This window comes from Pseudomonas sp. GW821-FHT04C07 (genome assembly GCF_059420325.1).
Genome location: NZ_JBWKTM010000001.1, coordinates 418,126 through 439,552 on the forward strand (window position 1 = coordinate 418,126; position 21,427 = coordinate 439,552).

Genomic DNA, 21,427 nt, shown 5'->3' on the forward strand with positions numbered 1-21,427 from the left:
AGCCCGCTCCCACATTTGATCGTCGCTGGTAGTTACTTCGCGGTGGCCTGTAGACCTGCCAACAGCAATCGCTGATACAGATCCTCGCGCAGGCCCTCAGGTTTCGTCAGTTGCATCCGTTCAAGATGAGCCGGGTATTGCGATGGCTGCGGCGCATCCAGCGCGGCCTTGCCCAGCTCGAGAATCTCGGTGAGCTTGAACTTGCTCTTCAACCAGTTGAGCGCCCGCAACAGATCACGCTCCTCGCTGCTGAAGTCGCTGCCCAACGGATACTCCGGAAAAAGCTGGGAATGCCGTGCCTGAATCGCCTGCAGACGCTGCGGGTTGTTGTCGGTGAAACGTGGATCAAGGCGGAAGTCCTTGGGCAACTTGCCGACTTTCTGTGCCTGCTCGATCAAGCCCTGCTGGAAGCGTGAATCGCTGATACTCAGCAAGGCCTCGATCACCGCCGCATCGGTCTTGCCGCGCAGATCGGCGATGCCGTACTCGGTCACCACGATGTCGCGCAGATGCCGCGGGATCGTGCAGTGACCGTAATCCCAGACCATGTTCGAACTCACTTCGCCGCCTGATTCGCGCCAGCTGCGCAAAATCAGGATCGAACGCGCACCCTCCAGCGCATGGCCTTGGGCAACAAAGTTGTATTGCCCGCCGACACCGCTGAGTACCCGCCCATCCTCCAGTTGATCCGCCACCCCGGCACCGAGCAGGGTCATGGTAAAGGCACTGTTGATGAAACGTGCATCCTGGCGCTGCAACCGCTTGAGCTGTTCGTTGCCATACAGCTCATTGATGTAGCTGATGGCGGTCATGTTGAACTCAACCAGCTTGCTCGGCGGCAACTCGCGCAACCGCTGATAGAAACTGCGCGGCCCGAGAAAGAACCCGCCATGCACTGAGATACCGCCCTGCTGCGCGGCCTCATCCAGCGCTCCGGCATTCGCCTGCTCTTGCAGCGCAACCTGCGCATAAACCTTACGCCTTACGATTCCTGCATCGGCCAGAACCAACAGCCCGTTGACGAACATTTCGCTGCAACCGTAAAGCCCTTTGGCGAAGGGCTCGACGCCGCCTTCACGCTCGATCAGACGCTGCCAGTGTGTGACATCGATCTCCGCCAACAGCGCTCGATAACCGTCGTTATCCGCCTGACGTGCAAGCAGTGCAGCAGTCAGCGCATCGCCCATGGAGCCGATGCCGATCTGCAAGGTGCCGCCATCGCGCACCAAAGTACTGGCGTGCAGCCCGATGAAATGGTCCTGCAAGCCCACGGGCATATTCGGCGTGGAAAACAGCGTTGTGTGGTCCTCCTCGTCGATCAGCAAATCGAAGGTGTCACTGCCGATTTCCGCATGGCCCGGCATGTAAGGCAGGTCTCGATGAACCTGGCCGAGCAGCAGAATGGTTTCTCCCGCCGCGCGGCGCTTGGCGATCATCGGCAGCAAGTCGAGTGTGATATCCGGGTTGCAGCTCAAGCTCAGGCGATCCGCCTGTGGATCACGAGCGACCAGTTGCGCGACCAGGTTCAAACCGGCGGCATTGATGTCCCGCGCGGCATGGCTGTAGTTGCTGCTGACGTAGTCCTGTTGAGCGGGCAGGCTGTTGAGCAAACTCCCTGGCTGCATGAAGAACTGTTCGATGCGGATGTTGGCCGGCAGGCTGTCGTGGTGCAGATCAGCGAGAAAATCCAGTTCCGTATAATCGCCGAATACACGTTCGACAAAGGGCTCGAGAAAGCGCCGCTGCAAGCCATCACCCAAGGATGGGCGACCCAGACTCAGGGCTGTGTAGATCGTCAGCCGGCGCCCGGGCAGTTGTGCAATGCGTTGGTACAGCGCGTTAACAAAAGCATTGGGTTTGCCAAGGCCCAGCGGCAAACCCATATGAATATGCACCGGTAAACGTGCGAGCACAGCATCGACCGCATGCTCGATTGAACAGGACTGCACCATCTGACCCTCCGTGGACGCGCCTTGAGCCGGGGTGGGACTGAGCTTGCCGGGTCTTTGCTGCAAAGAACAGCCTTGAGGCCAAATCTCGGGCACAAAAAAGCCGCTCGTAAGCGGCTTTTTCGCGGAAGATGGGACTTATTTCAGGCCGGACATCTTCTGGATTGCGCCTTTGAGATCGCCATCGGAGCAATCGGCGCAAGTGCCTTTGGGCGGCATCGAGTTGATGCCGGTAATGGCTTTGGCCAACAGGCCGTCAAGACCACCTTGCTCTTTGGCGCGCTTGCCCCAGTCGGCAGCGTCGCCGATTTTTGGCGAACCCAGCAGGCCGGTGCCGTGGCAAGCATTGCAATGCTTGGCAATCACGTCGTCAGGGGTTTTCGCACCGCCGCCGCCCGCCGAAGCAGCGACTTCCATCCCCTTGCACTCTTGACCTTGTACACAGACCTGGCCGACTGGTTCAAGGCGTTTAGCGATATCGTCGTTGGTCGCAGCTTGAGCGCTGACTGCCCAAAGGGCCAATACGGTTGCTGGTGCAGCCAGCATTTTCATAATTAGGTTCACGCGTACACCCTCAATGGTGGCTAGTCACGCCCACGGCCACGGTTCGCAGGCGGGCGCAAGTATAGCGGTTAGCCCGCCACACTGAAACAACCCTAAAGTCGAAGGGGTATTAGTCGTGGCGGAAAACTAACCAGAGCGCCTGCACAAACCTTGCTGGACGCCTTCCTCTTAGAAATTCGCTGGCGTGGCTGCGCTGATTAGCCGCGCCGGCGCGTCGAACGGATTACGGAAACGGTGCGGCTTGGTGCTTTCGAAGTAGTAGCTGTCACCGGCCTCAAGCACGAATGTCTCAAGCCCCACCACCAACTCCAGACGACCTTCCAGGAGAATCCCGGTCTCCTCACCTTCGTGGGTGAGCATTTCGCCGCCGGTATCGGCGCCTGGCGGGTAAATCTCGTTGAGAAAAGCGATTGCCCGACTCGGATGAGCCTTACCGACCAGTTTCATGGTGACCGCGCCATCGGAGATATCGATCAGTTCGTGAGCTTTATAGACGATCTGAGTCGGTTTTTCCTGGAGGATTTCTTCGGAAAAGAACTCGACCATGGACATGGGGATACCACCAAGAACCTTCCTCAGCGAACTGATCGAGGGACTGACGCTGTTTTTCTCGATCATCGAAATGGTGCTATTGGTGACCCCCGCACGCTTGGCAAGCTCACGCTGGGAAAGACCTTTCAGTTTACGGATCGATTGCAGTCGTTCACCGACGTCCAATGCATTAGCCTCCCAGGATTCAGGTTGTAGGGGTATTGAGCGTTATCATGGCGACAGCGTTCAGTATTTACAACACTTGGGCCTGAATCCGCTTCAGGAAGGCGACTTCCGGTAAGGCAGAGTGCCCTTTAGCTCCCGGAATAGAGCAGTGGCACTCGGCGCAGGTTGCAGAAAATCTGATAAGGAATGGTGTCGGCAGCCATCGCCACGTCGCTGGCAAGGATGTTCTTGCCCCACAACTCGACCGTCGAACCGAGGCCGGCCTGCGGTACATCGGTCAGATCAATGCACAACATGTCCATCGATACCCGCCCAAGCAGCTGACTGCGTTGACCCGCCACCAACACTGGCGTACCGGTAGGCGCCTGACGCGGATAGCCGTCGGCATAACCCATGGCAACCACGCCAATACGCATTGGTTTGGGCGTGATGAACTTCGCACCGTAACCAACCGGTTCGCCGGCGGGCAGCTCACGCACGCTGATCACTTTCGATTCCAGGGTCATCACTGGCTGCAAACGCGCAGCCACCGCATTGGCCTCCTCGAACGGAGTCGCGCCGTAAAGCATGATGCCCGGGCGCACCCAGTCACTGGGAATGTTCGGCCAACCGAGAACCGCCGGCGAGTTGCGCAAACTGACCTGAGCCGACAACCCCTGGCGAGCGGCTTCGAACACCGCGACCTGCTCGCTACTGCGGGCGCAATGGAGCTCATCGGCGCGGGCGAAGTGGCTCATCAGGACAATCTTTGCCACTTTGCCACTGGCCAGGAGTCGTTGATAGGCCCCTTGATAATCCGCCGGATGCAGTCCGACGCGGTGCATGCCCGAGTCGAGCTTGAGCCAGATGGTCAGCGGCTTGGCCAGTGCGGCTTTCTCGATCGCCTCGAGCTGCCACAACGAATGCACCACACACCAGAAATCATGCTCGACGATCAGCGCCAGCTCATCGGCTTCGAAAAAGCCTTCAAGCAACAGCACCGGCGCACGAATACCGGCTGCACGCAGTTCCAGCGCTTCCTCGATACAGGCCACGGCAAAACCGTCAGCCTCAGCTTCCAGAGCCTGGGCGCAGCGCACCGCGCCATGGCCATAAGCATCGGCCTTGATCACGGCGAGAGCCTTGGCTCCCGACACTTCGCGGGCCAGTTGGTAGTTGTGACGCAGAGCTTGAAGATCGATCAGGGCACGGGCAGGACGCATGGCGGCAGACTTCTAGGCGGTCATGAGGGAAGAAAAAACCGGCGCTGGCTGACAGCGTGAACCACCAACAGCGCCGGGAGAGGGATCGTTGTTACTTAAAGCGTTACTTGAGGCAGAGCGGCCACAACCGACAGCTCGACCAGAATTTCCGGCTCGCAGAGCTTGGCTTCGACGGTTGCGCGGGCAGGTGCCACACCTTTTGGCAGCCACTTGTCCCAGACAGCGTTCATACCGGCGAAGTCAGCGTCGATGTCTTTCAGGTAGATCGTCACCGACAGCAGACTATTCTTGTCGGTCCCGGCCAGATCCAGCAAACGCTCGATGTTGGCAAGGGTTTCACGGGTCTGCTGTTCAATCCCGGCGTTCATATCGTCGCCAACTTGTCCTGCCAGATACACGGTATTGCCGTGTACAACGATCTGGCTCATGCGCTCATTGGTGAGCTGGCGCTGGATTGACATGTTTAGCTGACTCCTTGGGATTATTATCGTAACGAGAAATATCGAGTCCTTCGGCACTGATCTGCGGCGTTTTCTTCGCCATCAGGTCAGCCAGCAAGCGACCAGAACCACACGCCATGGTCCAGCCGAGCGTACCGTGACCGGTGTTCAAAAACAGATTGCGCAACGGTGTGGCACCGACAATCGGTGTGCCATCCGGTGTGGTCGGACGCAGGCCGGTCCAGAAACTGGCCTGGGACAAATCACCGCCCTGAGGATAGAGGTCGTTGACGATCATCTCCAGGGTTTCGCGCCGACGCGGATTGAGCGACAGGTCAAAACCGGCAATTTCAGCCATGCCACCGACACGAATGCGGTTGTCGAAACGGGTGATCGCGACCTTGTAAGTCTCGTCGAGGATAGTCGAAGTCGGGGCCATCTCCGGGTTGGTGATCGGCACGGTCAACGAGTAACCCTTGAGCGGATACACCGGCGCCTTGATGCCCAGCGGCTTGAGCAACTGCGGCGAATAGCTGCCGAGTGCCAGCACGTAGCGGTCAGCGGTTTCCAGCTTGCCGTCGATCCACACACCATTGACCCGATCACCGGCGTAGTCGAGGCGTTGAATGTCCTGGCCGAAGCGGAATTCCACACCCAGTTTCACAGCCATTTCGGCCAGGCGGGTGGTGAACATCTGGCAGTCACCGGTTTGGTCATTCGGCAAGCGCAAGGCACCGGCGAGGATGTCGGTGACGCTGGCCAGTGCGGGTTCAACGCGGGCGATGCCGGCGCGGTCGAGCAGTTCAAAAGGTACGCCGGACTCTTTGAGCACCGAGATGTCTTTCGCCGCGCCATCGAGTTGCGCCTGTGTGCGGAACAGCTGGGTAGTCCCCAGGCTGCGTCCTTCGTAGGCAATACCGGTTTCGGCGCGCAGTTCGTCGAGGCAGTCACGGCTGTATTCGGACAGACGGACCATACGCTCTTTGTTCACCGCATAGCGGCTGGCGGTGCAGTTGCGCAGCATCTGCGCCATCCACAGGTATTGATCAATCTCGGCAGTGGCCTTGATCGCCAGCGGCGCGTGGCGCTGCAACAGCCACTTGATGGCTTTGAGCGGCACACCCGGCGCGGCCCAGGGCGAGGCATAACCCGGCGAGACCTGGCCTGCGTTGGCGAAACTGGTTTCCATGGCAGCGGCCGGCTGGCGGTCGACGACCACCACCTCAAAGCCGGCCCGAGCCAGATAATAGGCACTGGCGGTACCTATGACGCCGCTACCCAAGACCAGAACGCGCATTTTCATATCCCTCATCGCGGCTTACCGCTGACGTTTGTTGTTCAGAGCGAAGATGCGCGCAGTGTAAAAAACATTTGCCAGTGCTTTTCACTATATAAGTGCCTATATTTGGCGAGAATTCTCGGCAAAAACCCTTTTCACGGAGGCGCATCCCCTATGCGTACCAACACCCAGACCAAACGTGAGCTGGACAAGATCGACCGCAACATCTTGCGCATCCTGCAGGTGGACGGGCGCATTTCCTTCACCGAACTGGGGGAAAAGGTCGGCCTGTCGACCACACCCTGTACCGAGCGGGTACGTCGTCTGGAGCGCGAAGGAATCATCATGGGCTACAACGCCCGGCTCAACCCGCAGCACCTCAAGGGCAGCCTGCTGGTATTCGTCGAGATCAGCCTGGACTACAAATCCGGCGACACCTTCGAAGAGTTCCGGCGAGCCGTGCTGAAGCTGCCCCATGTGCTGGAGTGCCATCTGGTGTCGGGCGACTTCGACTATCTGGTGAAAGCACGGATTTCCGAGATGGCGTCGTACCGTAAATTGCTGGGCGACATCCTGCTTAAACTGCCCCATGTGCGGGAGTCCAAGAGCTATATCGTGATGGAAGAGGTGAAAGAGAGTTTGAATCTACCGATTCCGGATTGAGCGCATCACGCTCGTTCCCACGCTCTGCGTGGGAACGATCATTTCAAACCAGAACCTGCCGCGTGCTGGCCATGTACTCATGGATCTGCTTTTCGACTCGCGGATGAATCAACTCCACCGGGCGGCGGCCATTGGGGCATGGCAAGGTCGGCGTAGTGCCGAATAGACGACAGATCAACGGACGCTCGTCGTACACCGTGCAACCGTTGGGGCCCAGGTGAACGCAGTTCAACTCATCCATTGCCGCTTCCTGCTCGGCCGCCGTCTTGCGCGGTAAACGGGACATTTCTTCGGTCGAAGTGGTTACCGGACCACAGCAGTCATGGCAACCGGGGACACACTCGAACGAGGGGATCTGCTGCCGGAGAGTGCGAATTTTCTGGCTGTTGCAGCTCATCGAAGCGGTTACCGGGAAAGTGGATGGATTGGGATTCTGCCTTAAAAGCCACGTTCCAGACAGCGCCAGCCGACCAGTGTTGCCGCACCTGAAAGGTCCGGCTTATGCTCCGTAAAGTTTTCCAAACACAATAATCCGGATTATGCACATGAATGCCCGTGCTCAGAAACCTGTCCCGAGCAACCAGCACACCGCGTCTTACTACGCCGCCAGCAGCCTGCCGCAGCCCGACCATCCGGTGCTCACAGGTGAGTTACAGGCCGACGTCTGCGTGGTCGGCGGTGGTTTCTCGGGGTTGAACACGGCTATCGAACTGGCCGAGCGCGGTTTGAGCGTAGTGCTGCTGGAAGCGCGCAAGATTGGCTGGGGCGCCAGCGGGCGCAACGGCGGGCAGCTGATTCGCGGTGTCGGCCACGGCCTCGATCAGTTCGCCAATGTGGTAGGCACGCAAGGCGTGCGTGAGATGAAGTTGATGGGGCTTGAGGCGGTGGAAATAGTCCGCCAGCGGGTCGAACGTTTCCAGATCGCCTGCGACCTGACCTGGGGTTATTGCGATCTGGCCAACAAACCTCGCGATCTTGAAGGATTCGCCGAGGATGCCGAAGAACTGCGCAGCCTCGGTTATCGTCACCAAACCCGCCTGCTGCAAGCCCATGAAATGCACACTGTGGTCGGCTCCGACCGTTATGTCGGCGGTTTGATCGATATGGGCTCGGGGCATCTGCATCCGTTGAATCTTGCGCTGGGCGAAGCCGTCGCCGCGCAGCAACTGGGCGTCAAGCTGTTCGAGCAATCGGCCGTTACCCGCATCGATTACGGCCCTGAAGTTCGTGTTCACACCGCTCAGGGTTCAGTGCGGGCCAAAACGTTAGTGCTGGGCTGCAACGCCTACCTCAACGGACTCAACCCGCAACTCAGCGGCAAAGTGCTGCCAGCCGGCAGCTATATCATCGCCACCGAACCCTTGAGTGAAGCCCAGGCTCACGCGTTATTGCCACAGAACATGGCGGTCTGCGATCAACGGGTAGCGCTGGATTACTACCGTCTCTCGGCGGACCGGCGCTTGCTGTTTGGCGGTGCTTGTCACTATTCCGGGCGCGACCCGCAGGACATCGCCGCTTATATGCGGCCGAAAATGCTGGACGTATTCCCGCAGCTAGCCGGGGTGAAGATCGACTATCAATGGGGCGGGATGATCGGCATCGGCGCCAATCGCCTGCCACAGATCGGACGGCTCAAGGACCAGCCGAATGTGTATTACGCCCAGGCCTACTCAGGTCATGGCGTAAACGCCACGCACCTGGCCGGCAAGTTGCTGGCCGAGGCCATCAGCGGCCAGCAGAGCGGCGGCTTCGATCTGTTCGCCCAGGTTCCACACATCACCTTCCCCGGCGGCAAATACCTGCGCTCTCCGCTGCTGGCGCTGGGAATGCTCTGGCACAGGCTTAAAGAGCTGACCTGAGGCTCAGGGAACGACACCCTTCCCTGTAGCAGCTGCCGCCAGGCTGCGTTCGGCCGCGAAGCGGTCGTAGAACGGTAGGCCTCGATCTCACAGGAAAACCGAGGTGGCCAGATTACGACTGCTGCGCAGCCGGACGCAGCCTGGCGGCAGCTGCTACATAGGGATGTGTTTCACACCCTAAATCCGCCAGAACGGTTTCAACCCTTCTTGCCGCGCCTGTTCACGGCTCAAGCCGATGTCGCGCAACTCCTCGGTCGTCAAATCGAGCAGGGTTTTGCGGGTGCGCAGGCGATGCCAGAACAGGCCCCAACGGCTCAGACCGGACGGGGCGTTGCGCATAGTCGCCGCACGTGACCCTTTCTCCTGCCCTGCCACTAGTTCCTGACTGTGTAATGTGAGCCGCACATCGCTCAAGCCGTTCATTTTTCTGCTCCTGTTTACTTGGGTAGCCATGAGCAGACATGATGCGCGGGCGTCCAAAACCATTACAGATTCAAAGTAGCTGTATTATTTCCATACAGAATTTCCAATCGCAGCACTGAATCCTGTATTTTTGCTCCATCTGTACTGCTTATCCGAATCGATCCCATCGAGGCCCTGCCATGACCCTTTACGTCAATCTCGCTGAACTGCTCGGCACGCGTATCGAACAGGGCTTCTATCGCCCCGGTGACCGGTTGCCTTCGGTGAGGGCCTTGAGCGTCGAGCACGGGGTCAGCTTGAGCACGGTGCAGCAGGCCTATCGGGTGTTGGAAGACAGCGGATTGGCGACGCCGAAGCCCAAATCCGGCTATTTCGTCCCGGTCGGCCGCGAGTTGCCGGCGCTGCCCGCGGTCGGGCGCCCCGCACAACGGCCGGTGGAAATTTCCCAGTGGGATCAGGTACTCGAATTGATCCGCGCCGTACCGCGCAAGGATGTCGTCCAGTTGGGCCGCGGCATGCCGGACATCACCACGCCGACCATGCAGCCGCTGCTACGTGGCCTGGCGCGGATCAGCCGCCGGCAGGACATGCCCGGTCTGTATTACGACAACATCTACGGCACTCTGGAATTGCGTGAACAGCTTGCCCGGTTGTTGCTCGACTCCGGTTGTCAGCTAGGTGCCAGCGATCTGGTGATCACCACCGGCTGCCATGAAGCGCTGTCCACCAGCATTCGCGCCACCTGCGAGCAAGGCGACATCGTCGCCGTGGACTCGCCGAGCTTTCACGGCGCCATGCAGACCCTCAAGGGCCTGGGCATGAAAGCCCTGGAAATCCCCACCGATCCGCTCACCGGGATCAGCCTCGATGCCCTGGAGCTGGCGTTGGAGCAATGGCCGATCAAGGCCATACAGTTGACCCCCAACTGCAACAACCCGCTGGGCTACATCATGCCGGAGTCGCGCAAACGGGCCTTGCTGACCCTGGCCCAGCGCTTCGACGTGGCGATCATCGAGGACGATGTGTATGGCGAACTGGCCTACACCTACCCGCGCCCACGGACCATCAAATCCTTCGACGAAGACGGTCGCGTCCTGCTCTGTAGTTCGTTCTCGAAAACCCTGGCACCGGGTTTACGCATTGGCTGGGTAGCGCCGGGGCGTTACCTGGAGCGGGTCCTGCACATGAAATACATCAGCACTGGCTCGACTGCACCGCAACCACAGATCGCTATCGCCGAATTCCTCAAGGCCGGACATTTCGAGCCGCATTTGCGGCGCATGCGCACGCAGTACCAACGTAACCGCGACTTGATGATCGACTGGGTCAGCCGTTACTTCCCCGCCGGCACCCGCGCCAGCCGCCCGCAAGGCAGCTTCATGCTGTGGGTCGAGCTGCCCGAGGGTTTCGACACCTTGAAACTGAATCGCGTGCTGCTTGAACAAGGCGTACAGATCGCTGTCGGCAGTATCTTTTCGGCCTCAGGCAAATATCGCAATTGTCTGCGGATGAACTACGCAGCCAAGCCGACGGCACAGATTGAAGAAGCTGTGCGCAAGGTGGGGGCTGCGGCAATCAAGCTGCTGGCCGAAACCGATGGTGCCGTCGACTGACCTTTGACCGCAAGCCAGCGTCCACATGACGACAACCGCCGCCAATCGGGACGATCCGACTTGAGACCCACACGGGCACTGCACTTTCTTCTGCTTTTCGCCCTGACCCTGGGCGGTTGCGCCACGTTCGACGTACCGCGAGAACCTTGCCAGCGGCGGATTCGGCGTTTGGTCCTTCGATCCAGGCCCAGGCAGCGCCTTATAAGGGCCGCTCCGGCTTTCGCTTGCTGTCCAACAGCAGCGAAGCTTTCATGGCCCGCGCCGAGCTGAAATTTCATCGACATCGACATGCTCAGCGTCGGCCCGGAGCGGATGCTGTGAGCTGCCGAAGGTTCGGGCCGCGTTCGCACGAGCTTTCAGGACTACCAACTCCCCGATAAACGTTACACCGGCTGCACAGCGCCAAACGCCCCTTGGCGCGATACAAGAATCACCAACCCTAAAGCCCCGGCCGCCATTAGCAACGGCAATGCATGCCCGCTGATCCACTGACTGCCCGCCCCTGCCGCCAACGGTCCGATCAGGCAGCCAATGCCCCACAACTGTGCGACATGGGCGTTGGCGCGGACCAGCGCATCGTCGCGATAGCGTTCGCCGATCAGAATCAGCGACAAGGTAAACAACCCACCGGCACTGGCTCCGAACAGCACCCATAGCGGCCAGATCAGCAACGTGTCGATCAGCAGCGGAATCGCCAGGCTCGACACCAGCAGAACCATTGCACAACCGGTAAACAGCGTACGGCGCGACAGCCGATCAGCCAGCGCGCCAATCGGCAGTTGCAACAAGGCATCGCCAACCACCACCGTGCTGACCATAGCCAAGGCCATTTCGGTGGTGAAACCCTGGCGCAAACAATAGACCGGCAACAAGGTCAGTATCATCGCCTCGAACGCGGCAAACAGCGCCACCGCCCAGGCAATCGCCGGCAACCCTCGGCAGAAACCCAGCAAGTCGCTCAAGGTTACGCTGAGCGACTCGCTGGTCGGCGCTCCACTGCGCCCCAGCAGCAGCAACGGCGAGACCACCAACAGCCCGACGCCAACCCAGAAACCAAAATCCCTTTCGGTTCCCAGAACACCCAGTAGCAACGGCCCGGACAGTTGGCTCAAGGCATAACTGCTGCCATACAGCGCCACCAACCGTCCACGCCATTGCTCCACCACCAACTGGTTGATCCAGCTCTCGCCGAGGATGAAGACAATGGTCAGAATGACCCCGATCATCAGGCGCAGTACCAGCCAGATCGGGTAGCTGGGCAACAGCGCCAACAGACCGATGGAGATTGCTCCCGCCCACAGACACAAGCGCATCAAGGCCGCTGTGCCGAAACGTGCCGCCAGGCGACTCGAGATCCTGGCGCCCAGAAGCACGCCAATCGCCGGCATCGCCGCCATCACACCAATGGCGAACGAGCCATAGCCCCAACTTTCCAGCCGCAGCGACACCAGAGGCATACTGACACCCAGCGCCAGACCGACACTCAGGACAGACGCCAATACGGCGAAATAAGTCGCCCAACGCATTACCACGCTCCTGTGGATTGTTGTTTTTTACATGCCATACAAAGCAATGTGGGAGCGAGCTTGCTCGCGATGACGGCGCAACATTCAACATTGACGTCGACTGTCATACCGCTATCGCGAGCGAGCTCGCTCCCACAAGGGATCTGCGTTGTATTGAGCCCCGGATGCGACCGGGGCCCGCCACAATTTACAGCTTGATCCAGGTCGCCTTCAGTTCGGTGTACTTGTCGAACGCGTGCAGCGATTTGTCACGACCGTTACCCGATTGCTTGAAGCCACCAAACGGTGCGGTCATGTCGCCGCCGTCGTATTGGTTGACCCAGACGCTACCGGCACGCAAGGCCTTGGCAGTCAGGTGAGCCTTGGAAATATTGGTTGTCCACACCGCTGCGGCCAGGCCATATGGCGTGTCGTTGGCAATCTGAACGGCTTCTTCCACGGTGTCGAAAGCAATAACCGAAAGCACTGGGCCAAAGATTTCTTCCTGAGCGATTTTCATCGCGTTGCTCACGCCGTCGAAAATCGTCGGCTCAACATAAGTGCCACCGGTTTCCTGCAGGATGCGCTTGCCGCCGGCCACCAGTTTGGCGCCATCGGAATGACCAGCCTCGATGTAAGACAGCACGGTGTTCATCTGCTGGGTGTCCACCAGCGCACCAACGTTGGTCGCCGGGTCCAGGGGATTGCCAGGTTTCCAGCCTTTGAGGGCTTCGACCACCAAAGGCAGGAAGGTGTCCTTGATCGAACGCTCGACCAGCAGACGCGAACCGGCGGTGCAAACCTCGCCCTGGTTGAAAGCGATGGCGCCGGCTGCGGCTTCGGCGGCGGCCTGCAAGTCCGGCGCATCGGCGAACACGATGTTCGGGCTCTTGCCACCGGCTTCGAGCCAGACGCGTTTCATGTTCGATTCGCCGGAGTAGATCAGCAATTGCTTGGCAATCTTGGTCGAACCGGTGAATACCAGCGTGTCGACATCCATATGCAAGGCCAGGGCCTTGCCGACGGTGTGACCGAAGCCCGGCAGCACGTTCAGCACGCCAGCCGGGATACCCGCCTCAACGGCCAGCGCAGCGATACGGATGGCAGTCAGCGGCGACTTTTCGGACGGTTTGAGGATCACCGAGTTACCCGTGGACAGCGCCGGGCCGAGTTTCCAGCAGGCCATCATCAACGGGAAGTTCCACGGCACGATGGCAGCGACAACACCCACCGGCTCGCGGGTCACCAGACCCAGCTGATCGTGCGGTGTGGCAGCGACTTCATCATAGATCTTGTCGATGGCTTCGCCGCTCCAGCTCAGCGCTTGCGCTGCGCCCGGAACGTCGATGCCCAGGGAATCGCTGATCGGCTTGCCCATGTCGAGGGTTTCAAGTAGCGCCAGCTCTTCGGCGTGCTTTTTCAGCAGGCCGGCGAAACGAATCATGGTGGATTTGCGCTTGCTCGGTGCCAAACGCGACCAGACACCGGAATTGAATGTGGCGCGGGCATTTTCTACTGCGCGCTGGGCGTCGGCGGCGTCACAGCTGGCGATCTTGCCCAGCAGACGGCCATCGACCGGGCTGATGCACTCGAAGGTCTCGCTGGAGACCGCTTCGGTGTATTCGCCATTGATATAAGCACGGCCTTCGATTTTCAGATCGCTGGCGCGTTGTTCCCAATCGGCACGAGTCAGGGTGGTCATACGAGTGTCCTCCTCTTATTGAATACAAGCGCCACGCGTTCTACGCAGGCACCCTCAAGAATTCTGCCCGGCCAGCCTTCACATCGGCCCAAGGCACCTGCCACCCTAAACCAGCGGCACCACAAGTTTCAATATATTTGACACAATGCCATCAAACGGCCTTGCGATGTTCATTTTAATAAACATAGACTTTGGGCTTTCCAGCCATTCGCGCCGCAATCACGGGGGATAAAAAGAATGAGCATCCAAGACATCGTAGACTTCAACCAGGCCAACACCAAGGTGGAACGCTTTCGCCCAGCGCAGGAAAAAATCCTCAAGGGCGACCCCGAGCAAACCCTCTACAACCACTACAACAGCCCTTGTGGCCAGATGAACGCGGGCGTGTGGGAAGGTGCGGTGGGTCAGTGGCTGGTGAACTACACCGAGCATGAATATTGCGAGATCGTGCAGGGCGTTTCCGTTTTGCGCGACACAGAAGGCAACGCCAAGACCTTGCGCGCCGGCGATCGCTTCGTCATCCCGGCCGGTTTCAAAGGCACTTGGGAGGTGTTGGAACACTGCCGCAAGATCTACGTGGTGTTTGAACAGAAGGCTTGAATCGCAGGCACAAAAAAACCCGCCAAAAGGCGGGTTTTTTTGTCAGAAGCAAAACCAATTACTTGATTTTGGCTTCTTTGTAGATCACGTGCTTGCGAACAACCGGATCGAATTTTTTGATTTCGATTTTGTCCGGAGTGGTGCGCTTGTTCTTATCAGTGGTGTAGAAGTGGCCAGTGTTAGCGCTCGACACCAAACGGATCAATTCACGCATGATTCTCTCCCTTAGACCTTAGCGCCATTGCGGCGAATTTCGACCAGCACGACATCAATGCCACGCTTGTCGATGATACGCATGCCTTTGGCAGATACGCGCAGACGCACAAAACGCTTCTCGGACTCGACCCAGAAGCGGTGATGCTGCAGGTTCGGCAGGAAACGACGACGGGTTTTGTTGTTTGCGTGGGAAATGTTATTCCCAGTCACCGGACCCTTACCGGTAACTTGACATACTCTCGACATGCCTCAGCCCTCTAAAACCACATGCCCAACCCGGCATGGGTTGGCCGCTTAATCTCTCAGTCATTTGGCGCCAGGCGCCGCGTTTCTTTAAGGGTCTTACCGGCTACACCTACAAGCGAAGGAACCGGGCCCCTAGAAAAGAGCGCTGCTTTATACCAGAAAGACCCCATAGCAACAACAGTCGGTGTGATCTGTCTTTCATAAAGTCCCGGTTTTCTTGCTCCGGGCGCCCAAACCAAAGGCTGACAAAGGTAGTTACCGCTCGTCGCTGAGCTTGGGATTTGATGCCCTACCCGCGACCTACCGACAAAGATTAGCCGTAAATTGCTCCGATAAAATGCCCAAAAAGCGGATGCTTTCCCGAAAACAAGGCTCTGGCTTTGTCAGAAAAGCCGGTTATCTGGCAATTTACCACTTAATAAACAACAAACCTGAAAAGCGGCAATCTGAAAAATTGGATAGTCATTTTCAAAAGAGGCCACTAGGGTAAGCCTTTTCCAGACTGCACTCGCAGATGGGCCTTCGATCTGCAAAGGAAACTGAATATGCGTCTCGCTGCCCTAACGCTGCTGCTCGCCCCTCTTCTGAGCCCGCTGGCCCATGCCGCCGCCCTGAGCGTCTGCACAGAGGCCAGCCCGGAAGGATTCGATGTCGTTCAATACAACTCGCTGACGACCACCAATGCGTCCGCTGACGTACTGATGAACCGACTGGTGGACTTCGATACCGCCAGCGGCAAAGTGGTCCCCAGCCTCGCTGACAGCTGGGAAGTCTCCGTCGACGGCCTGACCTATGTCTTCAAACTGCATCCGCAGGTGAAATTTCATCGCACCGATTATTTCAGCCCAAGCCGCGAGCTCACCGCAGAAGACGTGAAGTTCAGCTTCGAGCGGATGCTCGACCCCGCCAACCCATGGCATCAAATCGCCCAGAGCGGCTTCCCGCATGCCCAATCAATGCAATTGCCGGCCCTGATCAAAAAGATCGACGCGCTTGACCCGCTGACTGTGCGCTTCACCCTCGACCATCCGGACTCGACTTTTCTTGCGACCCTGAGCATGGGTTTCGCATCGATCTACTCCGCTGAATATGCCGACCAATTGCTCAAGGCTGGCACCCCGGAAAAGCTCAACAGCCAGCCGATCGGCAGCGGCCCGTTCATTTTCGGGCGTTTCCAGAAGGACGCGTCGATTCGCTACAAGGCCAACCGCGACTACTTCGCCGGTAAACCTCCGGTGGACAGCCTGGTGTTCGCCATCACACCAGACGCGAACGTGCGCCTGCAAAAATTGCGGCGTAACGAATGCCAGATTGCCCTGTCGCCCAAACCGCTGGATGTGCAAGCTGCCAGCCAGGAAACGGCGCTGAGAGTCGAGAAAACACCAGCTTTCATGACCGCCTTCGTCGCCATCAACAGCCAACACCCTCCGCTGGACAAACCTGAAGTCCGCCAGGCAATCAACCTTGCTTTCGATAAGACCAGCTACCTCAAAGCTGTCTTCGAAGACACCGCCCAACCCGCTAACGGCCCTTACTCACCCAACACCTGGAGCTACGCCAAGGAGCTTTCGGGCTACCCCCATGACGTTGCAAAAGCTCGGGATTTGCTGGTAAGGGCCGGACTTAAGGACGGCTTCAAAACCACGATCTGGACCCGCCCGACAGGCAGCCTGCTCAACCCGAATCCAAGCCTTGGCGCCCAGCTGTTGCAAGCAGATCTGGCCGAGATCGGCATTCAGGCCGAAATTCGGGTGATCGAATGGGGTGAGCTGATCCGCCGTGCGAAAGCCGGTGAGCACGATCTGCTGTTCATGGGCTGGGCCGGCGACAACGGCGACCCGGATAACTTCCTCACACCGCAATTCTCATGCGCCGCGGTGCAGTCCGGCACCAACTTCGCCCGCTACTGCGAGCAAGGCCTGGACAAGCTGATCAGCGCCGGCAAGACCACCACCGAGCAAGGTGTGCGCAGCAAGCTGTACCAACAGGCTCAGGTGCAAATCCAGCAACAGGCGCTCTGGCTGCCGCTGGCGCACCCGACCGCCTTCGCCCTGACGCGCAAGGAGGTTCAAGGCTACCAGGTCAGCCCGTTCGGTCGTCAGGACTTCTCAAAGGTCAGCATCAAGCCCTGAGCCTTTGTGCGGCTACATCCAGCCGTACTCGGCCATCGACAAGGGGTCGCCATCACCGATGATGAAATGGTCGAGCACTCGTACATCTATCAGATCCAGCGCCTTCTGCAGGCGCTTGGTCAGTACGCGGTCAGCCTGACTCGGCTCGGCGATGCCCGAAGGGTGGTTATGACACAGAATCAACGCCGCCGCGTTGTGCGCCAAAGCACGCTTGACCACCTGCCGGGGATAGACGCTGGTGGTGTCGATCGTGCCTCTGAACAACGCCTCGAATCCCAGCACGCGATGCTTGGCATCCAGAAACAAACAGCCAAACACTTCGTGCGGCTCATGACGCAACAACGCTTTGAGGTAATCGCGTACGGCTAACGGACTTTCCAGCACGGAGTCCCGCCGCAACGTCTCGGCCAAGTGCCGCCGGGCCATCTCCAATACCGCCTGCAATTGGGCAAACTTCGCCGGACCCAGCCCCAGATGGCGGCTGAACGTCAGCTGATCCGCCTCCAGCAATGTCCGCAGGCTGCCAAATTGAAGTAGCAGGTGTCGCGCAAGATCGACGGCACTTTTGCCCGCAACCCCGGTTCGTAGAAAGATTGCCAGTAACTCGGCATCGGAAAGGCTCGCCGAACCTTGATCAAGAAGCTTCTCCCGCGGGCGCTCTGCCGCAGGCCAATCGCGAATGCTCATAGCACCTCCATGTGTGTGGGCGCCGCTGTTCCATAGCGGTCGCTGTGCTATCTTAGCCCATCTTTTTTGCGTGCGATTTCACCTGGGGAGGGGGCATCGCACCCGCAACGTAGTTATCACTGAACTGAAAGGCAGGCCTATGCAGCGGCTGTATCGGAAACGCATTGTTCTCGGCGTCGGCGGCGGCATCGCCGCCTATAAGAGCGCCGAGCTGGTTCGCCGACTCCTCGACCAGGGCGCAGAAGTGCGCGTGGTCATGACCCGTGGTGGCAGCGAGTTCATCACCCCGCTGACCATGCAGGCCCTGTCGGGGCACCCGGTCCATATGGACTTGCTCGACCCTGCAGCCGAGGCTGCAATGGGCCATATCGAGCTGGCGAAGTGGGCCGACCTGGTGCTGATCGCCCCCGCCACTGCGGACCTTATCGCCCGCCTGGCGCAAGGCATTGCCGATGACCTGTTGACCACCCTGGTACTGGCCACCGACGCCACCGTCGCCATTGCACCGGCCATGAACCAGGCCATGTGGCGCGATCCGGCCACCCAAGCCAACACCCAATTGCTCGAAAGCCGTGGCCTTCGGGTATTCGGCCCGGCCTCTGGCAGCCAGGCCTGCGGCGATGTCGGCATGGGCCGCATGCTCGAAGCCAACGATCTCGCACTTTGTGCCGCCGAATGTTTCCAGCGCCAGTCGCTGACCGGCAAGCACGTGCTGATCACCGCCGGCCCGACTCAGGAAAACATCGATCCGGTGCGCTACATCACCAACCACAGCTCCGGAAAAATGGGCTTCGCGCTGGCGGAAGCAGCTGTTGAAGCCGGTGCCCGTGTGACCTTGATCACCGGCCCCGTGCATTTGCCGACCCCGGACCGCGTGACGCGAATCGACGTAGTCAGCGCCCGGGACATGCTCGCCGCCTGCGAAGCCGCGATCCCCTGCGACCTGTTCATCGCCTCCGCGGCGGTCGCCGATTACCGCCCCGAAGTCGTCGCCCCACAGAAACTCAAGAAAGATCCTACGAACGGCGACGGCTTGCTGCTGCAGATGGTACGCAACCCAGACATTCTGGCCACCATCGCCACCCGCCCCGACCGTCCGTTCAGTGTCGGCTTCGCTGCCGAAACCGAACATCTGCTCGACTACGCTGCACGCAAGTTGAAAGACAAAAACCTCGATCTGATCGTCGCCAACGACGTAGCCAACCCGAGCATTGGCTTCAACAGTGAGGAAAACGCCTGCAGCGTGATTGACCGGGAGTTGCATGCAACTCTCTTTGCCCAGACCAGCAAGGGCAAGATTGCCCGCCAGCTGATCACTTTTATCGCCGAACGTCTGAACCAGGTTTAACTCGCATGCACGCTTTACAAGCCAAGATCCTCGACCCACGCATTGGTAACGAATTCCCGCTGCCGCACTACGCCACGCCTGGCTCTGCCGGGCTCGACCTGCGGGCAATGCTCAAAGAAGACACCCTTCTTGAGCCTGGCCAGACCTTGCTGATCCCCACCGGCCTGTCCATATACATCGGCGATCCGGGTCTTGCCGCACTGATTCTGCCGCGCTCGGGCCTGGGTCATAAGCACGGTATCGTGCTGGGTAACCTGGTCGGCCTGATCGACTCCGACTATCAGGGCGAACTGATGGTTTCTTGCTGGAACCGCGGCCAGACCGCGTTCAACATCGCCGTTGGCGAGCGCCTCGCACAGCTTGTTCTGGTGCCGGTGGTTCAGGCGCATTTCGAGCTGGTCGAAGAGTTCGACGAAAGCCAGCGCGGCGCAGGCGGTTTCGGCCACTCCGGCAGCCACTGATTACTTCAAGGCAGGTCAGACTCTCAACCCGACCTGCGCAATACGCGTTGCATTTCAGGATGAATTCAGCGGAGGCGTTATTTGAAAGGCATCAAGCCCGGCACGAAGGCCCTGGATGGGCCCACGTTGCGTGACGCTCGTCAGACGAGGCGTTTACCTCACGAACTCTATGACGCAAATGCCGTCCAACCCTTCAGCTTGAGCCTGCCGGTACCTGATGTCCCGGCAAATTCCGCATTCGCCCAGACCTTACGACCCGCAGTGCCGCAGCGCCGCGCCAACCCGGCACCCCGGGTGTCGAGCGGACCTGACCGCTGTTCCAGGATACCGACACTCTCGATATCGACCCCCTCAACGAAAACCAGGACTTCCTGAGATTGGAGCACCCCCAGTGATGAGCAGCACCGCCCAAGTTGCACCCAAATTCCCTGACAGCATTTTTCGCGCATACGACATTCGTGGTGTTGTCCCGAAAACCCTGACCGCCGAGACCGCTTATTGGATCGGCCGCGCCATCGGCTCCGAAAGCCTGGCCCAGGACGAACCGAATGTCTCGGTCGGCCGTGATGGTCGCCTGTCCGGCCCAGAGCTGGTCGAACAATTGATTCAGGGCCTGCACGACAGTGGCTGCCATGTCAGCGATGTCGGCCTGGTGCCGACCCCAGCGCTGTATTACGCCGCCAACGTTTTGGCCGGCAAGTCTGGCGTCATGCTCACCGGCAGCCACAACCCGTCGGATTACAACGGTTTCAAGATCGTCATTGCCGGCGATACCCTGGCCAACGAACAGATCCAGGCCCTGCACGAACGCCTCAAGACCAACAACCTGAGCAGCGGCAAGGGCAGCATCACCAAGGTCGATATCCTTGATCGCTACAACACCGAAATCGTCCAGGACATCAAACTGGCTCGCCGCCTGAAAGTGGTGGTCGATTGTGGCAACGGCGCCGCCGGCGTGATCGCCCCGCAGCTGATCGAAGCTCTGGGCTGCGAAGTGATCCCGTTGTTCTGCGAGGTCGACGGCAACTTCCCGAACCACCATCCGGATCCGGGCAAGCTTGAGAACCTGGTGGACCTGATCGCCAAGGTCAAGGAAGTGAACGCCGACCTGGGTCTGGCCTTCGACGGCGATGGCGATCGCGTCGGTATCGTCACCAATACCGGCAGCATCGTCTTCCCCGACCGCCTGCTGATGCTCTTCGCCAAGGACGTGGTTTCACGCAATCCTGACGCGGAAATCATTTTCGACGTCAAATGCACCCGCCGTCTGACTCCACTGATCAAGGAATACGGCGGTCGCCCGCTAATGTGGAAGACCGGGCACTCATTGATCAAAAAGAAAATGAAGCAAACTGGCGCCCTGCTTGCAGGCGAAATGAGCGGGCACATCTTTTTCAAGGAGCGCTGGTTCGGTTTCGACGACGGTATTTACAGCGCCGCACGCCTGCTGGAGATCCTCAGCAAGGAAAAATCCAGCTGCGATGAGCTGTTCGCGACCTTCCCGAACGATATTTCTACGCCGGAAATCAATATCCATGTGACCGAAGAGAGCAAATTCAGCATCATTGATGCACTGCACGATGCCCGTTGGGGCGAAGGCGCCGAACTGACCACCATCGATGGTGTGCGAGTCGACTACGCCAAAGGCTGGGGCCTGGTTCGCGCCTCCAACACCACACCGGTGCTGGTGCTGCGTTTCGAGGCTGATACCGAGGCCGAGTTGCAGCGCATCAAGGACGTGTTCCACGCCCAATTGAAACGTGTTGCCCCTGATCTTCAACTACCGTTCTGATCGACTAGATAGTTTCACCGGAGACCTGA

General features: G+C 59.1%; 20 protein-coding genes and 2 pseudogenes. 9 read left to right on the forward strand and 13 right to left on the reverse strand.

Going from position 1 to position 21,427, the window contains the following annotated elements; genetic code table 11:
* Positions 1 to 32 precede the first annotated feature (32 nt).
* The 6 genes from AC07UI_RS01990 to dadA all read right to left on the reverse strand — a co-directional run bounded on the left by AC07UI_RS01990 (position 33) and on the right by dadA (position 6,169).
* A complete protein-coding gene (locus AC07UI_RS01990) occupies positions 33 to 1,952 on the reverse strand; it encodes an acetyl-CoA hydrolase/transferase C-terminal domain-containing protein (protein ID WP_494990880.1) in 1,920 nt (639 codons plus the stop codon).
* Between the two features lie 135 nt (positions 1,953 to 2,087).
* Positions 2,088 to 2,513, reverse strand: a complete 426-nt coding sequence (locus AC07UI_RS01995; protein ID WP_494990881.1) for a c-type cytochrome — start codon at positions 2,511 to 2,513, stop codon at positions 2,088 to 2,090.
* A 168-nt stretch (positions 2,514 to 2,681) separates the two neighbouring features.
* The gene (locus tag AC07UI_RS02000) at positions 2,682 to 3,230 is read right to left on the reverse strand and encodes a cupin domain-containing protein (RefSeq protein ID WP_489069446.1); all 549 of its coding nucleotides are present in this window, start codon (positions 3,228 to 3,230) and stop codon (positions 2,682 to 2,684) included.
* 128 nt (positions 3,231 to 3,358) lie between these two features.
* On the reverse strand, positions 3,359 to 4,432 hold the full coding sequence (gene alr, locus AC07UI_RS02005) for an alanine racemase (protein WP_494990882.1): 1,074 nt from the start codon (positions 4,430 to 4,432) through the stop codon (positions 3,359 to 3,361).
* A 95-nt stretch (positions 4,433 to 4,527) separates the two neighbouring features.
* Positions 4,528 to 4,893, reverse strand: a complete 366-nt coding sequence (locus AC07UI_RS02010) for a RidA family protein (RefSeq protein WP_494990883.1) — start codon at positions 4,891 to 4,893, stop codon at positions 4,528 to 4,530.
* Complete coding sequence (dadA, locus tag AC07UI_RS02015) at positions 4,865 to 6,169, reverse strand: D-amino acid dehydrogenase (RefSeq protein ID WP_494990884.1); 1,305 nt, start codon at positions 6,167 to 6,169, stop codon at positions 4,865 to 4,867. The genes AC07UI_RS02010 and dadA overlap by 29 nt, the downstream gene beginning before the upstream one ends.
* Before the next feature lie 156 nt (positions 6,170 to 6,325).
* Here dadA and AC07UI_RS02020 point away from each other — a divergent pair, with 156 nt between their 5' ends.
* The gene (locus tag AC07UI_RS02020) at positions 6,326 to 6,814 is read left to right on the forward strand and encodes an Lrp/AsnC ligand binding domain-containing protein (RefSeq protein WP_494990885.1); all 489 of its coding nucleotides are present in this window, start codon (positions 6,326 to 6,328) and stop codon (positions 6,812 to 6,814) included.
* A 43-nt stretch (positions 6,815 to 6,857) separates the two neighbouring features.
* Here AC07UI_RS02020 and AC07UI_RS02025 read toward each other — a convergent pair whose 3' ends face one another.
* Entirely contained in the window at positions 6,858 to 7,211 is a 354-nt protein-coding gene (locus AC07UI_RS02025; protein WP_494990886.1) for a YkgJ family cysteine cluster protein, read from the reverse strand.
* Positions 7,212 to 7,359: 148 nt separating this feature from the next.
* Between AC07UI_RS02025 and AC07UI_RS02030 the strand changes: the two genes are divergently transcribed.
* Positions 7,360 to 8,673, forward strand: a complete 1,314-nt coding sequence (locus AC07UI_RS02030; protein WP_494990887.1) for an NAD(P)/FAD-dependent oxidoreductase — start codon at positions 7,360 to 7,362, stop codon at positions 8,671 to 8,673.
* A gap of 177 nt (positions 8,674 to 8,850) precedes the next feature.
* Here AC07UI_RS02030 and AC07UI_RS02035 read toward each other — a convergent pair whose 3' ends face one another.
* The gene (locus AC07UI_RS02035; RefSeq protein ID WP_494990888.1) at positions 8,851 to 9,096 is read right to left on the reverse strand and encodes a DUF1127 domain-containing protein; all 246 of its coding nucleotides are present in this window, start codon (positions 9,094 to 9,096) and stop codon (positions 8,851 to 8,853) included.
* 179 nt (positions 9,097 to 9,275) lie between these two features.
* Here AC07UI_RS02035 and AC07UI_RS02040 point away from each other — a divergent pair, with 179 nt between their 5' ends.
* Both AC07UI_RS02040 and AC07UI_RS02045 read left to right on the forward strand, forming a co-directional pair.
* Positions 9,276 to 10,709: an aminotransferase-like domain-containing protein gene (locus AC07UI_RS02040; protein WP_494990889.1), complete on the forward strand. Its 1,434-nt coding sequence runs from the start codon at positions 9,276 to 9,278 to the stop codon at positions 10,707 to 10,709.
* Between the two features lie 60 nt (positions 10,710 to 10,769).
* Positions 10,770 to 10,978 (forward strand): annotated as a pseudogene (locus AC07UI_RS02045) (phospholipase D family protein); the annotation flags it as partial.
* Positions 10,979 to 11,092: 114 nt separating this feature from the next.
* On the opposite strand, the gene AC07UI_RS02050 reads toward AC07UI_RS02045, so the two are convergent.
* Both AC07UI_RS02050 and AC07UI_RS02055 read right to left on the reverse strand, forming a co-directional pair.
* A complete protein-coding gene (locus AC07UI_RS02050; protein ID WP_494990890.1) occupies positions 11,093 to 12,235 on the reverse strand; it encodes an MFS transporter in 1,143 nt (380 codons plus the stop codon).
* 187 nt (positions 12,236 to 12,422) lie between these two features.
* Entirely contained in the window at positions 12,423 to 13,916 is a 1,494-nt protein-coding gene (locus AC07UI_RS02055) for an aldehyde dehydrogenase (protein ID WP_494990891.1), read from the reverse strand.
* Between the two features lie 237 nt (positions 13,917 to 14,153).
* Here AC07UI_RS02055 and AC07UI_RS02060 point away from each other — a divergent pair, with 237 nt between their 5' ends.
* Positions 14,154 to 14,516 carry a cupin domain-containing protein gene (locus AC07UI_RS02060; protein ID WP_494990892.1) on the forward strand — a complete coding sequence of 121 codons (363 nt, stop codon included), beginning with the start codon at positions 14,154 to 14,156 and terminating at the stop codon, positions 14,514 to 14,516.
* A 58-nt stretch (positions 14,517 to 14,574) separates the two neighbouring features.
* Here the strand turns inward: AC07UI_RS02060 and rpmG are convergent, their stop codons facing one another.
* The gene (gene rpmG, locus AC07UI_RS02065; protein ID WP_274106790.1) at positions 14,575 to 14,730 is read right to left on the reverse strand and encodes a 50S ribosomal protein L33; all 156 of its coding nucleotides are present in this window, start codon (positions 14,728 to 14,730) and stop codon (positions 14,575 to 14,577) included.
* 11 nt (positions 14,731 to 14,741) lie between these two features.
* Positions 14,742 to 14,978, reverse strand: coding sequence for a 50S ribosomal protein L28 (gene rpmB / locus AC07UI_RS02070; RefSeq protein WP_150803776.1), 237 nt, complete (start codon positions 14,976 to 14,978; stop codon positions 14,742 to 14,744).
* Between the two features lie 545 nt (positions 14,979 to 15,523).
* Between rpmB and AC07UI_RS02075 the strand changes: the two genes are divergently transcribed.
* Positions 15,524 to 17,110: an ABC transporter substrate-binding protein gene (locus AC07UI_RS02075; protein ID WP_494990893.1), complete on the forward strand. Its 1,587-nt coding sequence runs from the start codon at positions 15,524 to 15,526 to the stop codon at positions 17,108 to 17,110.
* A 12-nt stretch (positions 17,111 to 17,122) separates the two neighbouring features.
* Here the strand turns inward: AC07UI_RS02075 and radC are convergent, their stop codons facing one another.
* The gene (gene radC / locus AC07UI_RS02080) at positions 17,123 to 17,797 is read right to left on the reverse strand and encodes a RadC family protein (protein WP_494990894.1); all 675 of its coding nucleotides are present in this window, start codon (positions 17,795 to 17,797) and stop codon (positions 17,123 to 17,125) included.
* 139 nt (positions 17,798 to 17,936) lie between these two features.
* On the opposite strand from radC, the gene coaBC reads away from it, so the two are divergent.
* The 3 genes and pseudogenes from coaBC to AC07UI_RS02095 all read left to right on the forward strand — a co-directional run.
* The gene (coaBC, locus tag AC07UI_RS02085) at positions 17,937 to 19,145 is read left to right on the forward strand and encodes a bifunctional phosphopantothenoylcysteine decarboxylase/phosphopantothenate--cysteine ligase CoaBC (RefSeq protein ID WP_494990895.1); all 1,209 of its coding nucleotides are present in this window, start codon (positions 17,937 to 17,939) and stop codon (positions 19,143 to 19,145) included.
* A 5-nt stretch (positions 19,146 to 19,150) separates the two neighbouring features.
* Entirely contained in the window at positions 19,151 to 19,606 is a 456-nt protein-coding gene (gene dut / locus AC07UI_RS02090) for a dUTP diphosphatase (protein WP_494990896.1), read from the forward strand.
* 311 nt (positions 19,607 to 19,917) lie between these two features.
* Positions 19,918 to 21,398, forward strand: a pseudogene (locus tag AC07UI_RS02095) (phosphomannomutase/phosphoglucomutase); the annotation flags it as partial.
* Positions 21,399 to 21,427 lie beyond the last annotated feature (29 nt).

Coding starts and splice junctions, on each gene's coding strand:
- dadA (WP_494990884.1), bottom strand. CDS start 6,169: ATGCGCGTTCTGGTCTTGGGTAGCGGCGTCATAGGTACCGCCAGTGCC.
- rpmG (WP_274106790.1), bottom strand. CDS start 14,730: ATGCGTGAATTGATCCGTTTGGTGTCGAGCGCTAACACTGGCCACTTC.
- rpmB (WP_150803776.1), bottom strand. CDS start 14,978: ATGTCGAGAGTATGTCAAGTTACCGGTAAGGGTCCGGTGACTGGGAAT.
- AC07UI_RS02055 (WP_494990891.1), bottom strand. CDS start 13,916: ATGACCACCCTGACTCGTGCCGATTGGGAACAACGCGCCAGCGATCTG.
- AC07UI_RS02020 (WP_494990885.1), top strand. CDS start 6,326: ATGCGTACCAACACCCAGACCAAACGTGAGCTGGACAAGATCGACCGC.
- AC07UI_RS01990 (WP_494990880.1), bottom strand. CDS start 1,952: ATGGTGCAGTCCTGTTCAATCGAGCATGCGGTCGATGCTGTGCTCGCA.
- AC07UI_RS02040 (WP_494990889.1), top strand. CDS start 9,276: ATGACCCTTTACGTCAATCTCGCTGAACTGCTCGGCACGCGTATCGAA.
- AC07UI_RS02030 (WP_494990887.1), top strand. CDS start 7,360: ATGAATGCCCGTGCTCAGAAACCTGTCCCGAGCAACCAGCACACCGCG.
- AC07UI_RS02050 (WP_494990890.1), bottom strand. CDS start 12,235: ATGCGTTGGGCGACTTATTTCGCCGTATTGGCGTCTGTCCTGAGTGTC.
- AC07UI_RS02035 (WP_494990888.1), bottom strand. CDS start 9,096: ATGAACGGCTTGAGCGATGTGCGGCTCACATTACACAGTCAGGAACTA.
- coaBC (WP_494990895.1), top strand. CDS start 17,937: ATGCAGCGGCTGTATCGGAAACGCATTGTTCTCGGCGTCGGCGGCGGC.
- alr (WP_494990882.1), bottom strand. CDS start 4,432: ATGCGTCCTGCCCGTGCCCTGATCGATCTTCAAGCTCTGCGTCACAAC.
- dut (WP_494990896.1), top strand. CDS start 19,151: ATGCACGCTTTACAAGCCAAGATCCTCGACCCACGCATTGGTAACGAA.
- AC07UI_RS02075 (WP_494990893.1), top strand. CDS start 15,524: ATGCGTCTCGCTGCCCTAACGCTGCTGCTCGCCCCTCTTCTGAGCCCG.
- AC07UI_RS02010 (WP_494990883.1), bottom strand. CDS start 4,893: ATGTCAATCCAGCGCCAGCTCACCAATGAGCGCATGAGCCAGATCGTT.
- AC07UI_RS02060 (WP_494990892.1), top strand. CDS start 14,154: ATGAGCATCCAAGACATCGTAGACTTCAACCAGGCCAACACCAAGGTG.
- radC (WP_494990894.1), bottom strand. CDS start 17,797: ATGAGCATTCGCGATTGGCCTGCGGCAGAGCGCCCGCGGGAGAAGCTT.
- AC07UI_RS02025 (WP_494990886.1), bottom strand. CDS start 7,211: ATGAGCTGCAACAGCCAGAAAATTCGCACTCTCCGGCAGCAGATCCCC.